The organism is Pseudonocardia sp. HH130629-09, from assembly GCF_001294645.1.
In the GTDB taxonomy this organism is placed as follows: Bacteria; Actinomycetota; Actinomycetes; order Mycobacteriales; family Pseudonocardiaceae; genus Pseudonocardia.
The window spans coordinates 3,176,832-3,194,858 of sequence record NZ_CP011868.1 but is presented as its reverse complement, the minus strand read 5'-3'; the positions used below and the strand labels follow the sequence as shown (position 1 = coordinate 3,194,858).

Below are 18,027 nucleotides of genomic sequence, written 5' to 3'. Positions count from 1 at the left end.
GGGGTCAGGTCCGGGCGACGGCGACGGCGTCGTCGCGCAGCCCCGACCGGAGCGTCTCGGTCATCAGCCAGGAACAGACCAGCGACACCAGCGCGATCCCGACGACGTAGCCGGCGACGGCGTAGAGCGACCCGGTCAGCGCGACGAGCGCGGTGCACAGCAGCGGTGCGAGGCCGCCCAGGATCGACGCGATCTGGTAGGCCAGCGACGCCCCCGAGTACCGCATGCTGGTGGAGAACTGCTCGGCGAAGAACGCCGACTGTGGCCCGTACACCGCCGAGCGCGCCACCTGGACGATCAGCCCACCCAGCAGGAACAGCCAGATGCTGCCGGTGGACACGAGCCAGAAGTACGGCACCGCGAACACGGCCAGCAACGCCATCCCGCCGACGAACATCGGGCGCCGACCGATCCGGTCCGACAGCAGGCCGAACGCCAGGATCAGCGGGATGTCCGACAGCGACAGCACCGAGTTCGCGGCGAGGATCGTGGTGCGGTCGTAGGACAGCTGCTGGGTGGCGTAGGTGACCAGCCAGACCGAGGAGACGTAGAACGTCGAGTTCGTCGCGAGGAACGAACCGGCCGCGAGCCCGATCTCCTTCGGGTAGGTGCGCAGCGCCTCCAGCACCGGCATCCGTTTCGCGGCCTTCTCGTCCATCGCCTGCTGGAACACCGGTGACTCGTGGACGCCGAGCCGGATCCACATCCCGACCGCGATCAGCGCGACGCTGGCGAGGAACGGCACCCGCCAGCCCCAGGCCAGGAACTGCTCGTCGGTCAGCGTCGCCGACAGCGCCGCGAACGTCGCCGTCCCCAGGACCAGGCCGAGCGGGACGCCGACCTGCGGCCAGCTGCCGTAGAACCCGCGACGGTGCGCCGGGGCGTGCTCGACGGCCATCAGCGCCGCCCCGCCCCACTCGCCGCCGACACCGAAGCCCTGCAGGAACCGCAGGACCACCAGCAGGACCGGTGCCCAGATGCCGAGGGTGTCGTAGCCGGGCAGCAGGCCCATCCCGACGGTCGCCGCGCCCATCAGGAGCAGCGAGTACACGAGCATCGGCTTGCGGCCGACCTTGTCGCCGAAGTGCGCGAACACCGCGCCGCCCAGCGGGCGGGCGATGAACCCGACGGCGAACGCGCCGAACGCGGACAGGGTTCCGGTGACGGGGTCGACCGACGGGAAGAACACCTGGTTGAAGACCAGTGCCGCGGCCGTGCCGAAGATGAAGAAGTCGTACCACTCGATGGTGGTGCCGACGAGACTGGCGGTGGCGACCTTGCGGGACGACCGGAGCGTGGGTCCCGGCGGCGCCGGCGGGACGATGGGTGACATGCGTCATGACGCTAGGGCCCCGACCGATTCGTGTCGAGACGTACGGATGATCCTGTCGGATCCGGTCGTGATCATGTCGACCGGTGCTCAGCCGGGCCGGCGCCGCCCGGCCAGCACCCCGGCGAGGAGCACCACCACCAGCCCCGCGAGGGGGACGACGAGCAGCCCCACCCGCAGCGACGTCGCGTCGGCGACCAGCCCGACCACCGGCGGTGAGACCAGGAACCCGACCCGCATCAGCCAGGTGACGATCGTCAGCCCGGAGCCCGGTGCCAGCCCCGGCAGGTGGTCGGCGGCGATCATCGCGGCCGGGACGAGGGTCGCCACCCCGAAACCGGCGAGACCGAACCCGGCGACGGTGCCGGGCGCCGTCGGGAACGCCAGCGCGAGGCCCATCCCGGCGAGCACGAGCCCGCCACCGGCGCGGGCCACCGCGCGCTGGCCGAACCGGTCGACCACCCGGTCACCGACCAGCCTGCCGACGAACTGGCAGCCCTGCAGCGCCACGAACCCGAGGCCGGCGACGGCCGCACCGGCCCCGAGCCCCTGCAGGTAGACCGCCGCCCAGGTGGCGCCGGAGTCCTCCACCAGGGTGCCGGAGATCGCGACCAGCCCGAACACGGCGAGCAGCGCCACGGTGCGGGTGCCGAGCCCGGTCCACGGCCTGCTCGGCGGTGCACCGTCGGCCGCATCGTCGGCCGCGCCGGGGGCCGGACGGTCGTCGCGGTCGTCGCCGCGCAGCAGCAGCGGGTGGACCGCGACCGCGATCACCACCGAGAGCAGCGACGACAGCCCCAGGTGCACCGGCAGCGCCAGCCCGGCCCCGGCTGCGGCCGAGCCCATCAGTCCGCCCGCGACCGCCCCGACCGACCAGAGCGCGTGGAACCCGTTGAGGATCGACCGGCCGTAGCGGCGCTGCACCCGCAGCCCGTGCGCGTTCTGCGCGACGTCCACGACGGCGTCGGACGCCCCGACCAGCAGCATCGCCGTGGCGAACAGCCTCCAGGACGGCGCGAACCCGACCAGTACGACGCCGAGGGCGATCACCGCCATCCCGAACGACGCCACCTTCGCCGAGGTGAACCGGGCGATGAGCGGGCCCGCGGTGAGTCCGGCCAGCAGCGCCGCGAACGGCATCGCGGCCACCGCGAGCCCGAGCTGGGTGTTGGACAGGCCGAGGTCGGCCTTGATCTGCGGGAAGCGGGGCAGCAGGTTGGCGTAGACCAGGCCGTTGGTGAGGAAGACCAGGGCCACCGCCAGCCGGGCGCGCCGTTCCGTCCGGCCCGCTCCGACTGCCACCACGGGCCCATCATGCGGGAACGGGCGGGCGCCTGCGGGTCGCGGGTCAGCCGTGGCGTTCCCGCCGGCGCAGTGCCGGGGTCATCCCCGCAGCGAGTTGAGCTTCACCGCGGTGCGCAGCGCCCCGGACATGCCCTTGTAGGCACTGTTGCGGGCGGTGTCGCGGACGTTGCGCAGCTGCGCGCGACGCTCGCGGCCCGCACTGTTCCACGCCAGCAGCGACCGGCCCCACGAGTCCTTCGCGAGCTCCTTCGTGCCGGCCTCGCGGGCCAGCAGCGCCCACCGGTCGCCGAAGTCGTCCAGCCCGTCGCGGTAGGCGAACACCGCCGGCCGGACGTAGGCCATCCCCGGGTGCTGGCGCCTCATCCGCGGTGCGTAGTCGGCGATGACCTTGTCCAGGCACTCGAACCGGCGCTGCCGGTTGGAGCTGATCGAGCCGGTGCGCATCAGCCGCATGTCGAGCAGCCAGCGGCGGGTGCCCCACATCAGCGGGTAGTTCGACCCGGCGGCGATCCGCAGCCACATCTCGAAGTCCACCGCGGAGGGCAGCGAGCAGTCGAAGCCGCCGACCTGGTCGAAGCAGGCCCGGCGGATCATGAGCGAGCTGCCGTTGTGCGGCGGGTTGTTCTCCACCAGCTGCTTGTCGATGTCGACCTTGCCCGACGGCTGCCAGCGCAGCGCCACGACCTGCCCGGACTCCATCATCACGCGGGTGTGGCAGTAGGCCATCCCGACCCCGGGCGGGGCGGTGTGCAGGGTCTCGAGCATGTGCGACAGGAACTCGGGGTGCCAGCGGTCGTCGCCGTCGAGGAACGCGACGAACGGGGCGGCGCTCTCGGCCAGCGCGCGGTTGCGCGCAGCGCCCGAGCCGCCGTTCTCCACCTGGATCAGCCGCACCCGCGGGTCGCGCTCGGCGCGCGAGCGCACGATGTCGGCGGTGTCGTCGGTCGACCCGTCGTCCACGACGAGGTACTCGAACCGGGACTCGGTCTGCGCGAGCACCGAGTCGATGGCCTCACCGATCCACGGGCCGACGTTGTAGGCCGGCGTGATCACGGTGACGAGAACGTGGGGGTTCCGCACGATCGGCACAGTCGGAGCTCCTTCCGGGGGTGCGCCGTCTTCGGCGCCGTCGGCCCCTCAATCACCGTAGGGGGTGACGCAGTGCGTTCGGCACGCCCTCGACCGAGGCCGTGCTGCGGACATTCCTCGCGAGTAGCAACGAGCGTGCCCACTGTTGGTGACGTCCGTGCGGCATCGGGGATCGCCCCGGGCGGTCGGGCCACCCGGTCCGGGGCCGGTGCGCCGGGCGGTGGGAGAGGGCCGCTATCGTCCGGAGAATGTCGTTCGACGCACGGGTGATGCTGTCCCGACGGCTCCGGTTCCTGCCGCACCGCGCCTTCGCGATGGCCCACCACGTCCTGTTCCAGGGAGAGTTGACGACGTTCCGGCGGCCGCGGACCTGGTCCCAGCTGCTCGCCAAGAAGAACCTCGACGACCAGCCCGAACTGGTGCACGTCACCGCGGACAAGTACACCGTCCGCGAGCACGTCGCCGAGCGCATCGGGGCGGAGCACCTCATCCCGCTCCTCCAGGTGGTCGATCGCGCCGAGGACCTCGACCTGGAGGCGCCCACCCGCCCGTACGTCGTCAAGGGCACCCACGGCTGCGACATGACGATCCTGGTGCGCCACCCGGCCGCCGCCGACCACGCGAAGATCCGCTCGACGGTCGCCCGCTGGCTGCGCACCGACTTCTTCACCCACGGCTGGCGCGAGCGCCCCTACGAGGGACTCACGCCGCGCGCCGTCGTCGAGGAGATGATCGGCGACGGCACCACGCCGCCCGCCGACTACAAGTTCTTCGTCTTCCACGGCGAGCCCGCGATGGTCGTCGTCGACCAGGACCGGTTCACCGCCCACACCTCGACGATGCTGCACCCGGACTGGGTGCGGTTCCGGATCTCCGGGCGGTTCTCCCAGGCCGACGCGCTGCCGGAGAAGCCCGCCTCCTACGAGCGGATGCTGGAGATCGCCCGCGCACTGGGCAAGGACTTCACCTTCTGCCGCATCGACCTCTACGACGTCGAGGGCCACGTCTACTTCGGCGAGATCACCCACAACCCGGGCGGCGGGCTCGTCCGGCTGCGGCCCCGTGCCTTCGACCGGGCCCTGGGGAACCTGTGGCGCAACGGGACACCGATCCCGGAGAAGTTCATCCAGCGTTCCTGACCGGGCTCGCGCACCCACCCGGCCCTCGCATCTCCCGCGGTCCCGCTGCCCCGCGGCGACCCGCCGACCGTCCTCGCGGGTCGCCGCACGTCCACACCCCTTCGCGGGCAGCCACACCCGCTGCAAGAGGTGTGGCTGCCGGCGAAGAGGTGTGGCCACGGCGCGGCGCCCGTCGATCAGTACCTGAGCGCTGTCGACGGCCGATCGGACAGCGCTCAGGTACTGATCGACGGGGCCTCGGGACGCTGCGTGGGCCGCTGGGCGCGGAGCCCTGATCGCCGAGGGTCAGTCGCGGACGCGGGGGAACTCGTGGGTCCGCGCCTCCGGCCCGCTGATGGGCCGGGTGTCGTCGTCGCGGTCGAGGAGGTCCTTGCCGTCCGGGGCGGCGGGACCGCCGTCGCCGGGCGGGTGCGGCGGGACCGGCCGGCGCAGCCAACGCACCACCGACGGCGCGAAGACGATCGCCAGCACCAGCTCGCCCGCGAGCCACGTCCAGCCGACGGCGGCGACCCCGAGCGTCGGGGCGAGCAGCGGGATCCCGCCGAGCACGATCGCGCAGTGCACGAGCTGCTGCGCGGCCAGGGGGAAGGTGCGGTTCGCGAGCCGCGACTTCGTCATCCACATCGTCACGATGACGCGCGGGAACATCGAGGCCATCAGCAGCTGCAGCAGCGTCGTGGAGTTCTCGACGTACTGCGGCCCGTAGAACCACAGCAGCAGCGGTGCGGCCAGCGCGATGACCAGCGAGGCGGGCCACACCAGCAGGCAGATCCGGCGCAGCACCGCGCGGGCGAACACGTGCGCGTGCTCCGGGTTCCGGGAGCCCTCCACGACCAGCGCCGAGGTGATCGCCATCGACAGCATGCTCATCGCGAGGAAGACGGTCTGGGCCGGCAGCAGGTAGGCGCTGGCCGCCTGGCTGATCGTCATGACCACCAGCACCGGCAGGAACGACGACATGGCCTGGTTGAACACCTGGCCCAGGTAGTCGCCGCCCATGTAGCGGGCCAGCGTGGCGCGGTCCGGGGCGCCCGCGTCGTCGCGGTCCACGGTCTCCGCGGTGTGCCGGGGGAGCAGCCGCCGCGAGATCAGCAGGGTGAACGGCACCAGCAGGGCGATGACCGGTGCGCTCCAGGAGGTGAACACGCCGTCGGACACCGAGGTGAACGCGACGACGACCAGCAGGCCGAGCTTCACGACGCCGTAGACGCCGTTCTCCAGCACCACCCACATCGCCGAGCGCAGCCCGGTGAGGACCTGGTCCTGCAGGTTGAAGATGGACCACGCGGCGGTCGAGACCACGAACCACGCGGCGAAGCCGGGGGAGACGTGCAGCGGGTCGCCGGGGGCGTAGGCGAAGTGGCAGTAGGTCATGACCGCGGCCGAGCCGACGACGGCCATTCCGGCACTGACCCCGTAGGCGAGCCGCACCAGCGACCGCGAGTCGCGCCCGGCCGTCGGGAGGAAGCGGATGAGGGCCTGACCGAAGTTCAGCGAGGTCAGGACCGAGATCAGCATCATCAGGTTGACCATGGCGTTGCCGCGGCCGACGTCCTCGGTGCTGAACACCCGCGCGGCGAAGACCCAGTAGAGCAACCCGAAGCCGGAGTTGACGACGGTGTTGAGCATCAGGGCGTACGCGTTGCGGTAGAGCGGATTGCCCATCTCCCGGCGGACCGAGCGGACCCGGCCGGCGACCATCTCGCCGACGCTCATCGCGCGCACCGCCGGACGGCGGCGTGGGAGGTCCCGCTGAGTGCGTGCACACCTCCACGCTAACCAGGGGCCGACCAGCCGGGTGCCGGGGGAGGGGCGCCGGACGGTCCGTCACCGGACGGGGTCGGACACTGCGGACATACACACCCCGTCGCGCTCCGCAACCCCTGCGCTACGGTTCATTTCTTCCGGTGACCTGATGAACCGAAGGGGGTCTGCGTGCGTATCGCCTGCGCAGGAGGTGGGCCGGCCGGTCTGTACCTGGCGGTTCTCGCCAGGCTCCGGTCCGGGGGACGCGACGAGGTCGTCGTGTACGACCGCAACGAGGCGGGGCGGACCCACGGGTTCGCCGTCACCTACGGCGAGGACATGCTCGACGACGCGTTCCGCAACGACCCCGAGGGCGGTGAGGCCCTGCGTCGCGCGTCCCGGCTGTGGAACGCCCAGGAGATCCGGGTCGCCGACCACCGGCCGGTGCACGTCGGCGGCAAGTACGGCTACGCGATCGCCCGCGTCGACCTGCTCGACGTGCTGGCGCGCCGGGCCGAGCAGCTGGGCGTGAAGATCGAGTACGGCTCCCCGGTCGAGCGCGAGGCCCTCGACGCCGACCTGGTCGTCGCGGCCGACGGCGTCGGCAGCCGGATCCGCACCGCGCGCGCCGAGCACTTCGGCACCACCGTCGACGAGGGCACGAACCCCTACATCTGGCTCGGCGCCGACAGCGACTCGGACACCTTCGTCTGGGACTTCCAGCCGACCGACGCGGGCTGGATGTGGATCCACCTCTACCCGTCGTCCAACGGGGTCAGCACCTGCATCGTGGAGTGCGAGCCCGACACCTGGGAGGGGCTGGGCCTGGACCACATGTCCGGGGCCGACGCCGTCCGGCTCGTCGAGTCGGTCTTCCACCGCACGCTGGCCGGGCGCCGGCTCATCGAGCCCCTCGGCGGGCTGGGGGAGAAGCCCTGGCTGCGCTTCCGCGAGGTCCGCAACCGGACCTGGCGCGACGGCGACCTCGTGCTGGCCGGCGACGCCGCGCACACCACGCACTTCGGGATAGGCTCGGGCACCGTGCTGGCGATGCAGGACTCGATGGGTCTGGTCGACGCCCTCTACGGCGTCGCGGGCCAGACTGCCGCGGCCGACCCGACCTGCCCGAACGGCCGCGGTGCCGCGCTCTCGGCCTACGACGCCCGGCGGCGCGCGGAGATCGGCCCGATCCAGGACGCCGCCCGGCGGAACATGCAGTGGTTCGAGCAGGCCGGGCGCCAGCTCGAACAGGTCACCGACCCCGTCGAGTTCGCCTGGTCGCTCACCGACCGCCGGGGCGACATGGGCAGCATCCACCGCACCCTGCACCGGGCCACCCAGGTTCCCGCGCTGCGTCAGGTGCGGCGCGGTCTGACCACCGCCCGCCGCGTCCGGCGGTCGGCCCTGCGCGGGCGGCAGAGCTAGAAGTTCCGGGGCGAAACCGCTCGCCGACGGCACGCGCAGCGTCACCGATCGTGGCGGACCCGGTGTCCACACGGGTCCGCAGCGTTCGTAGGGTCGTTGCGTCCCAGATCGATGACATCCGATGGAGGTCCGGTGTGAAGATCGTGGTCGTCGGTGGTGGGCCGGCCGGTCTGTACTTCTCGATCCTGGCCCGGCTCCGGTCGGGCGGGCAGGACGAGATCGTCCTCGCGGAGCGCAACCCGCCCGGCACCGCCTCCGGCTTCGCGGTCACGCTCGGTGAGGACATCCTCGACGAGCTCTTCCGCACCGACCCCCTCGGGGCCGAGAAGGTGCGGGCCGCGGCGCACGTGTGGGACTCCCAGGTCGTGGAGGTCTCCGGGCGCCCGGTGCACCTCGGCGGTCGCTACGGCTACTCCATCGGCCGCGCGCGGCTGCTGGAGGTGCTGGCCGAGCGGGCCCGCCAGGTCGGCGTGAAGCTCATGTTCGACACGGCCGTCGCCGTGGACGGTGACATCGCGCGTGACCCGCTGACCGCCGACGCGGACGTCGTCGTCGCCGCCGACGGGGTCGGGTCCGCGATCCGCGCCGCGCGGGCCGAGACCTTCGGGACCCGGATCTCCCACGGTTCCAACCGCTACGTCTGGTTCGGCACCAGCAAGCCGTTCCGGCCGTTCACCTTCGCGTTCGAGAAGACCCACGCCGGCTGGATCTGGTTCCACGCCTACCCGGCCGCGGACTGCGTCAGCACCTGCATCGTCGAGTGCACGCCGCAGACCTGGGCGGGGCTGGGGCTCGACGCGATGGCGCCCGACGAGGCCATGCGGATGCTCGAGGGCGTCTTCTCCCGCTCGCTCGACGGGCACTCGCTGATCGCCCCGCCCGGCATGGGCTCCTCGCCGTGGCTGCAGTTCCGCGAGGTCCGGAACATGTCCTGGCGCGACGGCAACGTCGTCCTCGCCGGCGACGCGGCCCACACCACCCACTTCGCCATCGGCTCGGGCACGGTCCTCGCCGTCGCCGACTCGATCGCGCTGGCCGAGGAACTGTACCCGCGCGGGACCCGCGGCACCGACGACGTCGAGGCCGCCCTCGCCGGGTACGATGCCCGCCGCCGCGCCGCGATGGCACCGGTCCAGCGGATGGCCCGGGCGAGCATGGAGTGGTTCGAGACCGTCCCCGAGCGTCTCGAGGGCGCCGAGGACGCGCTGGCCTTCTCCTGGTCGCTGCTCGACCGCCGGCACGACCAGGGCCGGCTCAACGAGCGTCTGCACCGTGCGACCCAGGTCGAGCCGGTCCGTCAGGTCCGGCGCAGGCTGACCGCGGCCCGCCGGGTCCGCCGGGCGCTGGCCCGCGGGGAGATCACCCCCCGCGAGGCCCTGCACCGCTGATCCGCGGCCCGGCGGGGCCGGCTCAGTCCCGGTCCCGCCCGGCCCCGGAGCCCTCCTGCTCCTCGCGTGCGAGGAAGGAGTGCCTGCGGCCGTAGACGGCGTAGACCACCAGGCCGAGCGCCAGCCAGAAGGCGAACCGGATCCACGTGTCCAGGTTCAGGTTCAGCATCAGGTAGAGGCACGCGATCGCGGTGATCACCGGCACCACCGGCGAGAACGGCACCGTGAACGGCCGGTCGAGGTCGGGGCGGGTCCGGCGCAGCACCGGCACCGCGACGGCGACGATGATCATCGCCGAGAGCGCGCCGATCGACACCATGTCGGCCAGCGCGGTGATCGGGGTGAACGCCGCGATCACCGCGCAGACGACACCGCCGATGATCGTCATGCGGTGCGGGGTGCCCCACCGGGGGTGCGCGGTGCCGATGGCCTTCGGCAGCAGGCCGTCGCGGCCCATCGCGAAGCCGATCCGGCCGATCGTCACGAGCTCCACCATCATCACCGAGGTCAGACCGGTGACCGCGCCGAGCGCGCCCACCCACGGCAGTCCGACGCCGGCGAACGCCGACGCGAGCGGCGTGCCGGTGTCGATCTCGGTGTAGGGCACCATCCCGGTGAGCACGAGCGAGACGCCGACGTAGAGCACCGCGCAGATGGTGAGCGCGCCGAGCAGCCCGACCTTCAGGTCGCGGTTGGGGCGCTCGGCCTCCTCCCCGAGGTTGGCCAGCGCCTCGAACCCGGTGTAGGCGAAGAAGACCACCGCGGCCGCGGTGAGCATGCCGCCGACGCCGAACACGGTCGGGGCGAGCCCGAGCACCCCGGAGATGATCGGCTGTGTGAAGACCGAGCCGCCGTCCTCCGGTGCCTGGGTCGGCGGGATGAACGGCTGCAGGTCGGCCGGGTCGATGTAGAACACGCCGACGGCCAGGATCAGCACGCAGACCGCGAGCTTCACCAGGACCAGCAGGTTCGTCAGCCGCGACGACTGCTGGATGCCCGCGACCGCGACGACGGTCAGCACCGCGATGATCAGCACCGCGCCGACGTTGATCGTCGCGTCCTCCCCGAACCACTCCGTCGGCAGCCCGAACAGCGACGCCAGGTAGCCCGACCAGCTGCGGGAGACGACGGCGAGGCCGAGGCCGAACTCCAGCAGCAGGTCCCAGCCGATGACTCAGGCGAAGACCTGGCCGAGGGTGGCGAAGGCGTAGGTGTAGGCCGAGCCCGCAGTCGGGACGGAGGAGGCCAGCTCGGCGTAGCAGACGGCGGCGAGCCCGGCGACGACCGCGCCGATCAGGAACGACGACGTGACCGCGGGGCCCGCGTGCTGAAGATCCCGGTACCGATGACGATGCCGACGCCGAAACCGACCAGGTCACGGGCCTTCAGCGTGCGCTTGAGCGGCGTGCCGTCGCCGGCTCTGCACCTGGCCAGGATCCGTTCCACCGGCATCGTGCGCGTCCAGCCCACGCCGCCACCCCCACTCGTCGTCGCTCGGTCGATCGTTGCGGCACGGTATGCCGGTACGGGGTGCGGTGCCGGGGCGGAGCGCAGGGCACATCCTGAAAACCCTGTGTGAACCCTCCGTCCTCCGTGTCCGGATCGCCGTTCGGCGGTGCACCATCGACGACGGGACGGCCGTCCGGTCGTCCGCGACCGGAGGGGTCGTGTCCGGACCTGAGCGACGCCGTGGACGGGGTTCCCGTGCCCGTGTGTCGGTGGCCGTGGTCGTCGCGGTGGTGGTGGCGGTGTCCGCGCTGTGGGGCGCCGGTGTTGCCTCGGACGATCCGGTCCCGCGCCCCGGGGGCGGCGCCGTCGTGCCGGCGCAGCACCAGAGCTCGACGACCGGCCCCGACGACGACGCGGCACCCGGCCCGGACACCCTGCGCGAGCTGCTCGCGGCGATGACCGGATCCGCCACCGCCGACCCGCTCGACCTCGCACCTGGATCGCTGCTCGTCGACCGCGAGGGCGAGGACGACCTCACCCTGTCCTGGGCGCTGCTCGACACCGACGACGGCCGGTGGACCGGCTCGGCGGACGCCGCGACCACGCGTTTCGAGGCCGAGTCCACGATCAAGGCATGGCTGGCGGCGGACACCCTGCGCGCCGCCGCGCAGGCGGGCCGCCCGGTGACGGCCGCCCAGCGGGCCGACATCTCCGCCGCCGTGCGCGCCTCCGACGACGACGCCGCCGAACGGCTCTACCGCGCCCTCGGGCGGGACGCGAGCACCGCGCGGCTGGACGAGGAGTGCGGGGTGGAGGTGTCGACGTCGCGGCCGGGGTGGTGGTCCTACACCCAGATCACCGCGCTCGACGCGGCCCGGATCCTGGCCTGCGTCCGCGACCGCGCACCGGAGTGGCCGGGCGGGGACGCCCTGCTGGCCGACCTCGACGCCGTCACCCCGGACGGCCGCTCGGGTGTCCGTCCGGCGCTGCCCGGGGTGGTGGTGGAGAAGAACGGCTGGACGCTGCACGGCGCCGCGGGGTGGAACGTGCACTGCGTCCTGGTCTGGGCGGACCGGACCCTCGCGGTGCTCACCACCTACCCTGCCGAGCGGGGCGTGGAGTACGGCTGGACGGTGTGCCGCGACGTCGCCGGGGACGTGCTCTCCGCCTCCTGAACGGCTCCGTCGGAGTTTCACATGCGAATACGTGCATGTATGGTGGCGGTCATGGGGCGCGGACACGGTGGTGAGGCGGGGCACGGGCACGCCGGGGCGGGTACCGATCGCCGCCGGCTGGCGACGGCGCTGGGCGTCACGCTGGTCACGGCGGTCCTCGGTGCGGCGGGCGCGGTGTACACCGGCTCGCTCGCACTGCTGGCCGACCTCGGTCACCTGCTGACCGACGCGGGCGCGCTGGTCGCCGCCCTGATCGCCAGCGTGCTCGCCGCCCGCCCCGCGACGACGTCCCGGACCTACGGGATGGGTCGGGCCGAGGTGCTCGTCGCCGCCCTCAACGCGCTCACCCTCGTCGCGGTCGTGGTGTGGGTCGGGGTGGAGGCGGTGCAGCGGCTGTTCGTCCCGGCCGAGATCCCCGGCCTGCCGCTGCTGGTCATCGGTGTGCTCGGCCTGATCGGGAACCTGGTCTCGCTCGCGGTGCTGGCCGGCGGCGACCGCGGCAACATGAACATGCGCGGGGCCATGCTGCACGTCCTCGGCGACGCGCTCGGCTCGGTCGGTGTGCTCGCCGCCGCCGTGGTGCTGCTGACGACCGGCTGGCCCTGGGCCGACACCATCGCCTCGCTGTTCATCGTCGCGCTGATCCTCCCGCGCGCGGTGTCGCTGCTGCGCGAGGCCGCGCACGTCCTGCTGGAGGGTGCGCCCAAGGGGGTCGACGCCCAGGAGGTCAAGGCGGCGCTGCTGGCCGTCGAGGGGGTCGCCGACGTCCACGACCTGCACGTGTGGGCGATCAACGACCGCACCCCCGCGATGTCGGCGCACGTCGTCGTCGACGAGGAGGTCTCCGGGCACTGCGGGGACGCCTCGGTGCTCGACCGTGCCGGGCACGTGCTGCGGGAGCGGTTCGGTCTCGACCACTCCACCCTGCAGGTCGAGCACGCCGCGCACACCGGGCACGAGAACCACTGCGGCTGAGCCGTCGTGGCCCGCCGCCGCCCGGGCCGTTGCGCCCGGCCGAACCGGGTGCGCCGTCCGGGCGCCTCACGGCTGGGCTCACCCACGATGTGAGGGGCCCGTTACCGGACGGGAACCGGCAGTCACCCGATGGTGACGAGCCGGGAGCATGGTTGTGCACGACCGAATCTCCCCGAGGAGTGCCCGTGCCGGACCTGTTCAGCCCCTACACGCTCAAGGGCGTGACCCTGCGCAACCGCATCGCGATGTCGCCGATGACGATGTACCGCTCGGTCGACGGCAAGATGAACGACTTCCACCTCATGTACCTCGGCGCGCGCGCCGCCGGCGGGTTCGGGCTGATCTTCCCCGAGCAGGTCGCGATCGCCCCCGAGGGTCGCACCACCCCGCACTGCGCCGGGATCTACGACGACGACCAGATCGAGGGCCACGGCCGGGTCACCGCGATGATCAGTGACATGGGCGCGGTGCCGGCGATCCAGCTCGGCCACACCGGGCGCAACGGCAGCGAGCTCAAGCCGTGGGTGGCGAACGAGCTCGGCCGCCAGCTGCCGCCCGACCACCCCGAAGGCTGGCAGGTGGTCGGACCGTCGGACGTGCCCTATGGCTTCGGCAAGCGCCCGTACCCGGTGCACGCCCTCACCGTCGAGGAGATCGCGGCGGTGCACCGGCAGTACGCCGACGCCGCCCGGCGCGCTCTCGACGCCGGCTACCGGTGGCTGGAGATGCACTTCGCGCACGGCTACCTCGGCGCCAGCTTCTACTCGCCGCTGGCCAACCGGCGCACCGACGCCTACGGCGGCAGCAAGGCCAACCGGGCCCGGTTCCTGCTGGAGGCGATGGACGCCGTCCGCGAGGTCTGGCCGGAGGAGTACCCGCTGACCTTCCGCCTCGGAGCCGACGACTACCACCCCGACGGCGTGCAGTGGGAGGACTCGATCGAGGTCGTCGGGTGGCTCAAGGAGCACGGCGCCGACATGGCCGACCTGTCGATGGGCGGCAACACCGACGACATGCGCGACCCGCACTTCCCGCACGTCTCGGCCTGGGTCGAACGTGGCGCCCGGGTTCGCCGGGAGATCGGCATCCCGGTCACGGTGAGCTGGAACCTCGGCATCCCGGCCAATGCCGACCGCGCGATCCGGGAGGAGAAGCTCGACCTGGTGATGCTGGGCCGCCCGGCCCTGGCCAACGCGCACTGGCCGGTGTGGGCGGCCCGCGAGCTCGGCCACGGTGACCCGTTCTCGCTGGTCCCCGAGGACTGGGGCTGGTGGCTGTCGAACTTCCGCGGCCACGACCCGAGCATCGGCTGGCCGGCTCCGTCGCCCGCGACCGAGCAGCACCTGCGCTCGGCCTGAGCGGTCACCGGCCGCGGCGACGCCCGCCGCGGCCGGGTGACCCGGCTCAGCCCGCCAGGTGCGACCAGCGTGCGGCCAGCTCGTCCCAGGGGCCCTCGTCGGCGACCCGCCCGCGGTCCAGCACGACGACCCGGTCCGCCCGGGCCAGCGCCGCCCGCTTCGTGCTCGCGCCGACCACGGTGCTGCCGCGCCGGCGCAGCGCCGCCCACAGCTCGATCTCGGTGCGGACGTCCAGCGCGGACGACACGTCGTCGGCGACGATGAGCTCGGCGCCGGTCGCCAGCGCCCTGGCCATCGCCACCCGCTGCACCTGTCCGCCGGACAGCCGGATGCCCCGGTGCCCGACGACGGCGTCCGGCCCGCCCGCCGCGGCGACGTCCCGGTCGAGGCGGGCGTCGCCGACGGCGTCCTGCACCGGGCGGTCGTGCCCGAGGGCGATGTTGTCACCGAAGGTGCCCGACAGCACCCGGGGGACCTGCCCGACGTAGGCGACCTGCCCGGGACGCAGGAAGGTCTGCGGGTCGGAGACCGCGCGCCCGTTCCACCGGATGACGCCCTCGTGCCCGACCAGCCCGGCCAGACCGGCGAGCAGGCTGGACTTGCCCGATCCGACCTGGCCGGTGACCAGCACCAGCGAGCCCGCGTCGATGTCGAGGTCCACACCCTCGACGCCGACGGTGCCGTCGTCGTGCACGGCGGCGACCTTCTCCAGGCTCAGCCGCTGCAGCGGCTCGCGCTCCACCGGCGCCGGTGCCGGCGCGGCGCCGGTGACCAGGTCGACGCCCGGCGGCTGCCGGGTCAGGTCCGCGGGGCCCGCGAACGGGGCGACGGCACGCAGCCAGCGCCGCGCGATCGGGGCCTCGGTGACCGCGGCCGCGCACACCTGCCCGAGGAACCCGGCCCCGTTCAGCGTGGTCGACACCAGCAGCGCCGTCGCCAGCGGCCAGGTCCCGACCAGGTACAGCGACCAGGTGAGCACCACCGCGCCCTGCAGCAGCACCCCGGGGACACCGTCGAGCAGGGTGCGCACCCGGTACTCCCGGACCGTGGCCCGCACCCGGTCGCCGTCGACGTCGGCGAGGTGGGCCCGCAGCGCACCGGTCGCGGCGGCGAGCTTCACCGTGCGCACCGACTCCAGGACCGAGCCCAGCACCGTGCCGAACCGGGCCCTGGCGTCGGCCGCGATCCGCCCGGAGCGCCCCGCGAACGGCGCCCCGATCGCCGCGACCCCCGCGCAGACCAGCAGGAACCCGCCGATGACGGCGGCCGCGCGCACGTCGGCCGCCACCAGCCCGGCCACCACGACGACGATCACCGAGTTGGTGACGTCGACCCAGCGGTCCACGTAGAGGATCATCCGGTCCGAGTCCAACGCGCGCGCCACGACCTCGCCCGCGGGGGAGCGCGGGCCGCGCCGCTGCATGGTCTGCCCGCGCAGCACCCCCAGCCGCAGCCGCAGCGTCGCCGCGGACCACCAGCGCGGGTAGGTGCGGAACGCGACGGCGATCCACACCGGGAACAGCATCAGCACCACCGTCAGCGCGACGGCGGGCCCCCACGGTGTGCGGCCGCCCTCCAGCCCCGCGACGACGAGGCCCCACAGCCAGCCGGTCAGCACACCGGTGGCCGAGCCCAGGGTGGCGAGGGTGAACATCGCCCCGCCGGTCAGACCCCACCGCGGGTGGGCGAGCGCCAGCCGCAGCACGACCCGCCACAGCGGGGGAGCGGGCACCGGGTCCGGGGCCGGCACCGCACGACGGGCGGCCCGGTGCAGCAGCGGCGACCCCGGGTCGGTGACGGCACCGCCGTGCCGCTCCGCGCCCGCCGGGGCCGTCGCTGTGGCGCCCGCGGTCCCGGGCAGGGACCGGTCCGCGGCGAGCAGGTCGGCGTAGCGGCCCGGCTCGGCGGCCAGCTGCTCCCGCGCGCCGTGCTGGACCAGACGGCCGTCGGACAGCACCGCGACGGCGTCGGCACGGCGGATCGTCGACAACCGGTGCGCCACGACGATCCCGGTGCGGCCCGCGAGCAGCGCCCGCGACGCGCGGGTCACCCGCTCCTCGGTGCGCGGGTCCATCCGCGCGGTGGCCTCGTCCAGCACGACGACGGCGACGTCGCGCACCAGCAGCCGGGCGAACGCCACCAGCTGTTCCTCACCGGAGGACAGCGCGATCCCGCCGGTGCCGAGACGGGTGTCCAGGCCGTCGGGCAGGGCGTCGACCCACTCGTCGAGCCCCAGCGCGGCGGTCGCGGCCTCGACCGCCGAGCGCGGGACCGCCGGGTCGAACAGCGTGATGTTCTCCGCGAGGGTCGCGGCCAGGATCTCGGTGCGCTGGGTGACCACACCGACCCGGCGGCGCAGCCCCTCCAGGTCCAGGTCGCGCACGTCGACCCCGGCCAGGAGCACCTGCCCGCGCGGCGGCTCCACGGCGCGCGAGAGCACCTTGGTGACCGTCGACTTCCCCGAGCCGGTACGGCCGAGCAGCGCACACGTCGTCCCCGCCGGGACGGTCAGGTCGATCCCGCCCAGGCGGAACCCGTCGTCGTACCCGGCGGTCAGCCCGCGCAGCTCCACCGACGCCGGACCCGGTGTCAGGGGACGGCCGCCCTCGGACTCCCGCTCGGTCTCCAGCAGCGACGACACCCGGGTGAGCGCGCCCAGACCGGCCTGGATGTCGGGCATCCGGTCGACGATGGCGTCGACCTGGCCGACGAACGCGGTGACCAGGAGCCACAACGTGACCAGTGCGGCGATGCCGCCCGGGTCCCCGGCGACCAGCCACACCCCGCCGAGCGCGAGCGCCCCGAGCAGCGCGTGCGCGACGGTGCCCGTCCGCAGACCGAGCCGGGTCGCGATCCGGGACACCTCGTGGGTGCGCGCGACGACCGTCGCGGCCCGGCGGGCGAACCCGGCGACCACGTGCGGCTGGCCCAGCGAGGTGCGCACGTCGTCCTGGCCGGCGACCGACTCCTCCAGCTGCGCCGCGTGGTCCGACCAGGCCGTCTCCTCGGCGACCTTGGCCCGCGCGATCTGCGGTGTCAACGGCCGCGCCACCAGCACGATTCCGGCGGCGACCAGCGGGAACACGACGAACGCCGGCCAGAACACCAGCCCGGCGACGATCCATGCGACGACCGAGCGCAGCAGCGACCGGCCGGTCTCCCAGCCGATCCGCCGGATGAGCTGGGCGAGCTGGCGACAGTCGTCGTCGACCCGGTCGAGGAGCTCCCCGACCGCCTGGTCCTCCAGTGCGGGCAGCGGCTGCGCCAGCGCGGACCCCACGAGGTCCGCACGCAACCTGCCCTCCGCGCGCCCGACCACCCCGGAGAACAGGACCCGGCCCAGGGTGTCCAGCAGCGCGGCGCCCAGCAGCAGTGCGGCCAGCACGGCGATCAGGGTGGCCGTCGGCCCGCTCACCACCGCCCCGACCACGGTCGCCGCCGTCGCCTCCGCGACCGCGGCCACCACCGCGGCGCCCACGGACACGAACGACACCGGTCCACCCAGCCGACGCCATGACAGCGCGCGCACCCTCGACACCCCCGACGAGACCGCGCTCCGGGATCTCCGGCGCGATCGGTGATCGACGGTAACCGTGACCCCCGACGGAATCGCGCGGTTTTCCGGGCCGTGCCCCGGATCGCCCGGTC

General features: G+C 73.5%; 11 protein-coding genes and 1 pseudogene. 6 read left to right on the top strand and 6 right to left on the bottom strand.

The window, feature by feature from the left end:
- Positions 1-4: 4 nt before the first annotated feature.
- The 3 genes from XF36_RS14630 to XF36_RS14620 all read right to left on the bottom strand — a co-directional run bounded on the left by XF36_RS14630 (position 5) and on the right by XF36_RS14620 (position 3,724).
- On the bottom strand, positions 5-1,333 hold the full coding sequence (locus tag XF36_RS14630; RefSeq protein ID WP_060712413.1) for an MFS transporter: 1,329 nt from the start codon (positions 1,331-1,333) through the stop codon (positions 5-7).
- An 87-nt stretch (positions 1,334-1,420) separates the two neighbouring features.
- On the bottom strand, positions 1,421-2,635 hold the full coding sequence (locus tag XF36_RS14625) for an MFS transporter (protein WP_060712412.1): 1,215 nt from the start codon (positions 2,633-2,635) through the stop codon (positions 1,421-1,423).
- Positions 2,636-2,713: 78 nt separating this feature from the next.
- Positions 2,714-3,724, bottom strand: coding sequence for a glycosyltransferase family 2 protein (locus XF36_RS14620; RefSeq protein WP_060712411.1), 1,011 nt, complete (start codon positions 3,722-3,724; stop codon positions 2,714-2,716).
- Between the two features lie 248 nt (positions 3,725-3,972).
- Here XF36_RS14620 and XF36_RS14615 point away from each other — a divergent pair, with 248 nt between their 5' ends.
- Positions 3,973-4,863 carry an ATP-grasp fold amidoligase family protein gene (locus XF36_RS14615; protein ID WP_060712410.1) on the top strand — a complete coding sequence of 297 codons (891 nt, stop codon included), beginning with the start codon at positions 3,973-3,975 and terminating at the stop codon, positions 4,861-4,863.
- A gap of 285 nt (positions 4,864-5,148) precedes the next feature.
- Here XF36_RS14615 and XF36_RS14610 read toward each other — a convergent pair whose 3' ends face one another.
- Positions 5,149-6,579 (bottom strand): lipopolysaccharide biosynthesis protein, encoded by a 1,431-nt coding sequence (locus tag XF36_RS14610; RefSeq protein ID WP_145981367.1) that lies wholly within the window; start codon positions 6,577-6,579, stop codon positions 5,149-5,151.
- A 309-nt stretch (positions 6,580-6,888) separates the two neighbouring features.
- On the opposite strand from XF36_RS14610, the gene XF36_RS14605 reads away from it, so the two are divergent.
- The gene (locus XF36_RS14605; protein ID WP_060712408.1) at positions 6,889-8,034 is read left to right on the top strand and encodes an FAD-dependent monooxygenase; all 1,146 of its coding nucleotides are present in this window, start codon (positions 6,889-6,891) and stop codon (positions 8,032-8,034) included.
- A gap of 134 nt (positions 8,035-8,168) precedes the next feature.
- Entirely contained in the window at positions 8,169-9,422 is a 1,254-nt protein-coding gene (locus XF36_RS14600) for an FAD-dependent monooxygenase (protein ID WP_060712407.1), read from the top strand.
- A 22-nt stretch (positions 9,423-9,444) separates the two neighbouring features.
- Here XF36_RS14600 and XF36_RS14595 read toward each other — a convergent pair.
- Positions 9,445-10,874, bottom strand: a pseudogene (locus XF36_RS14595) (APC family permease).
- 260 nt (positions 10,875-11,134) lie between these two features.
- On the opposite strand from XF36_RS14595, the gene XF36_RS14590 reads away from it, so the two are divergent.
- The 3 genes from XF36_RS14590 to XF36_RS14580 all read left to right on the top strand — a co-directional run bounded on the left by XF36_RS14590 (position 11,135) and on the right by XF36_RS14580 (position 14,379).
- Entirely contained in the window at positions 11,135-12,046 is a 912-nt protein-coding gene (locus XF36_RS14590) for a hypothetical protein (RefSeq protein WP_060712406.1), read from the top strand.
- A gap of 51 nt (positions 12,047-12,097) precedes the next feature.
- Positions 12,098-13,021 (top strand): cation diffusion facilitator family transporter, encoded by a 924-nt coding sequence (locus XF36_RS14585; RefSeq protein ID WP_060714705.1) that lies wholly within the window; start codon positions 12,098-12,100, stop codon positions 13,019-13,021.
- Between the two features lie 185 nt (positions 13,022-13,206).
- A complete protein-coding gene (locus XF36_RS14580; RefSeq protein WP_060714704.1) occupies positions 13,207-14,379 on the top strand; it encodes an NADH:flavin oxidoreductase/NADH oxidase in 1,173 nt (390 codons plus the stop codon).
- Positions 14,380-14,425: 46 nt separating this feature from the next.
- Here the strand turns inward: XF36_RS14580 and XF36_RS14575 are convergent, their stop codons facing one another.
- Positions 14,426-17,872: an ABC transporter ATP-binding protein gene (locus XF36_RS14575; RefSeq protein WP_202968400.1), complete on the bottom strand. Its 3,447-nt coding sequence runs from the start codon at positions 17,870-17,872 to the stop codon at positions 14,426-14,428.
- Positions 17,873-18,027 lie beyond the last annotated feature (155 nt).

Bases quoted from the DNA above. Each gene is read 5' to 3' on its own strand.
- XF36_RS14630 (WP_060712413.1), bottom strand. From the start codon at position 1,333: ATGTCACCCATCGTCCCGCCGGCGCCGCCGGGACCCACGCTCCGGTCG.
- XF36_RS14615 (WP_060712410.1), top strand. From the start codon at position 3,973: ATGTCGTTCGACGCACGGGTGATGCTGTCCCGACGGCTCCGGTTCCTG.
- XF36_RS14610 (WP_145981367.1), bottom strand. From the start codon at position 6,579: ATGAGCGTCGGCGAGATGGTCGCCGGCCGGGTCCGCTCGGTCCGCCGG.
- XF36_RS14585 (WP_060714705.1), top strand. From the start codon at position 12,098: ATGGGGCGCGGACACGGTGGTGAGGCGGGGCACGGGCACGCCGGGGCG.